The following is a 1051-nucleotide window of genomic DNA, read 5'->3' as shown; positions in this document are numbered from 1 at the left end:
TGCCCAACCCGCCCATGAGGCAACGCTGTACGTGATCCGGATCCGCGCCATCGCCGGCAACGATTAACGCTTGTTTCCAAACATGATCGCGGTACCGGCGAAATATAGCGTAAGCTGCTGGCGGCATCACGAAAAAGCCTGAATCCTCTCCGCCGATCTGGCTGGCGGGAAGTGGGGTGCTTGTCTTTGAGTTTTGCTGAGAGACGACGCCCTGTCGTGGTGCGGAAACAAACTTTCGGCAAGTGGGGTTTATGCAACCAATTGCATTTGAACCGGTTTTAGGGCCATTGCCGTGGCGGTGACGCCGCTCAGTGCCCGCTTACGGAATTTTCAATGAATATTCAGACGAATCCTGCCCAAATCGAGAAGACAAGCGCGAGCTTCCCGGCCATCACCGAAGAGCCGATCCGCTCCAATTACCTGCCCGAAGAGCGCCTTCGGCTGCTCGGTGAAAGCCTGGCGAAAGGCGACCTCACAGATCTGTTCGGGCTGACGCCCTTCGATTTTCAGGCCCGTATCCGCGACAGCGCCAAGAAGATTTTGGAAGTCTACCGGTCGACCAATGCGGCGCAGGCGAGGGGCGAGACGATCACGCCGGCGGCACAATGGCTGCTCGACAACAATTACCTGGTCGAAGAGACCATTTTCCAGGTCAAGCGCGACCTGCCGCGCCGCTTCTATCGCCAGCTGCCGACCTTGAAACTGCCTGACGGCGGCAGCGTGCCGCGCGCGCTGGCGCTGGCCTGGACCTATGTCGCACATTCGGACAGTTCCGTTTCGGCGACGATGTTCAAGTCCATCGTCCAGGGTTTTCAGTCGGTCGAGCCGCTGAAGATCGGCGAACTCTGGGCGCTGCCTTCGCTGTTGCGCTTCGTGCTGATCGAAAATCTGCGCCGGCTGGCGGTCAGGGTCAATCGAACCCGTCAGATGCGTCAGATCGCCAACGATGTGGCAGACAAGGTCCTGGCCACCGACGACAGCGCCGACCGGCAGTCGATCCTGTCCAATTTCAGCGCACACGCACAGGACACCACCTTCGCCACCCAGCTGC

The 1051-nt window shown here is 59.6% G+C and carries 1 protein-coding gene; it reads left to right on the top strand.

Annotated features, from left to right (window positions below):
• Positions 1 to 333: 333 nt before the first annotated feature.
• The coding region (locus ENZ74_RS32775; protein ID WP_164761441.1) for a hypothetical protein at positions 334 to 1051 on the top strand (718 nt) is incomplete at its 3' end.

The organism is Mesorhizobium sp. M7A.F.Ca.CA.002.15.2.1 (assembly GCF_003998715.1).
GTDB lineage: Bacteria > Pseudomonadota > Alphaproteobacteria > Rhizobiales > Rhizobiaceae > Mesorhizobium > Mesorhizobium ciceri.
The sequence above is the reverse complement of the archived record's forward strand: the minus strand, read 5'-3'. Positions and strand labels throughout refer to the sequence as shown.